This is a genomic window from Streptomyces sp. XM83C (genome assembly GCF_023072675.1).
GTDB lineage: Bacteria > Actinomycetota > Actinomycetes > Streptomycetales > Streptomycetaceae > Streptomyces > Streptomyces thermocoprophilus.
This window is the reverse complement of the sequence record NZ_JALLGL010000531.1, coordinates 1-1,921: the sequence shown is the minus strand read 5'-3', so window position 1 is coordinate 1,921 and position 1,921 is coordinate 1. Positions and strand designations below refer to the sequence as shown.

Here is a 1,921-nt window from a genome sequence, read left to right as displayed (position 1 = left end):
GCCGATGGCGGGGAGGGGGTGTGCCGGGGGGTGCCCGCCCGCAGCGTGCGGCGCAAACCCCGGGTGCGGATTTACGAGACAGAGCGTCGCACCGAGGACGGACACCCCCCGGCGCGCCCCCGACCCCACCACCGGACGGATGGCGCTACACCGGCCACGCACTCACACCAGCGGGCCGCCGCAGGCATCAGGGGCGCGGGGAACTGCGCGAAAGCCCCCCACCGGCCCGCAGGTGACCACAGGGGCGCGGGGAACTGCGCGAGACCCCCCACCGGCCCGCAGGTGACCACAGGGGCGCGGGGAACTGCGCGAATGCCCCCCCACCGGCCCGCAGGTGGAAACGATGGCCCCGCCACATCAGGGGGCGCGGGGAACTGCGCGAACGCCTCCCACCGGCCCGCAGGTGGAAAGGGTGCCCCAGGCACAAACAAAGGGGCGCGGGGAACTGCGCACAAGGGGCGTCACCGGCACCCCGGTGCCAAAGGGGGCGCGGGGAACGGCGCGCAAAGGGCGTCACCGGCACCCCGGTGAAAAGCGGCGCGGGGAACTGCGCGTGAGGTCGGGTCACTCCGCCGGCGCAGACCCCGGCAGTGGCCGCCCCGCCGACTCCGTCATGAACCACACGGCGACCCCGCCGACCACGGCCGCGGCCATCATGTAGTACGCGGGCATCATCATGTTCCCCGTCGCCCCGATCAGCGCCGTCACCACCAGCGGCGTCGTCCCGCCGAACAGGGACACGGACACGTTGAACCCGATCGACAGCGACCCGTACCGCACCCGCGTCGGGAACAGCGCCGGCAGCGCGGCCGGCATGGCCGCGGTGAAGCACACCAGCAGCAGCCCCAGCGCCCCCATGCCGAGGGCGACGGCGACGAGGCTGCCGTCGCGGATCAGCAGCAGCGCGGGCACGGACAGCAGCAGGAACCCGGCGCATCCGGCCGCGATGACGGGGCGTCGCCCCACGCGGTCGGTCAGCGCGCCGGTGAACGGCTGCACGATCATCATCAGCGCCATCACGCCGAGCACGACCAGCAGCCCGTGCGTCTCGTCGTACTTCAGCTCACTGGTGAGGTAGCTCGGCATGTACGACAGCAGCATGTAGTCGGTGACGTTGAAGACCAGCACGAGCGCCACGCACAGCAGCAGCGCCTTCCACTGTCCGACGATCATCTCCCGCAGCGGCACCTTCGCCCGTCGCTCCGCGGCGGACGCCTCGGCCTTGGCCGCCTCCGCCGCGAACGCGGGCGTCTCCTCCAGCCGCATCCGCAGATACAGCCCGATGATGCCCATCGGCCCGGCGATCAGGAACGGCACCCGCCAGCCCCACGACAGCATCGCGTCGTCGGACAGCAGCGCGGTCATCAGGGTGACGAGCCCGGCGCCGCCGATGTATCCGGCGAGCGTGCCGAACTCCAGCCAGCTGCCGAGGAAGCCCCGCCGTTTGTCGGGCGCGTACTCGGCGATGAAGGTGGAGGCGCCGGCGTACTCACCGCCGGTGGAGAACCCCTGCACGAGCCGCGCGGCGAGCAGCAGCAGCGGCGCGCCGACACCGATCGCGGCGTACGACGGGATGAGGCCGATCGCGAACGTGCCCGCCGCCATCATGATCATCGTGAGGGCGAGGATCTTCTGCCGGCCGACGCGGTCGCCGAGCGGGCCGAAGACCATGCCGCCGATGGGGCGGACGAGGAAGGCCGCGGCGAAGGCACCGAACGTGGACAGCAGCTGGGCGGTCGGGTTCCCGGAGGGGAAGAACACCTTGCCCAGGGTGACCGCGATGTAGCTGTAGACACCGAAGTCGAACCACTCCATGGCGTTGCCCAGCGCGGCGGCCTTCACGGCCCGCTTCACGACGGCGGGGTCGGTGGCGGTGGGCCGGACGGCGCCGGGGGTGGGCCTGGCTCTTATACACATATCC

Annotated in this window: 1 protein-coding gene; it reads right to left on the bottom strand. The window is 72.0% G+C overall.

Annotated features, from left to right (window positions below; translation table 11 throughout):
- Nucleotides 1-564 precede the first annotated feature (564 nt).
- Nucleotides 565-1,917, bottom strand: coding sequence for an MFS transporter (locus MTQ10_RS30095; protein ID WP_247473739.1), 1,353 nt, complete (start codon nucleotides 1,915-1,917; stop codon nucleotides 565-567).
- Nucleotides 1,918-1,921 lie beyond the last annotated feature (4 nt).

What these genes read in the sequence shown, in the direction of transcription:
- MTQ10_RS30095 (WP_247473739.1), bottom strand. Translation starts at nt 1,917, where the DNA reads ATGTGTATAAGAGCCAGGCCCACCCCCGGCGCCGTCCGGCCCACCGCC.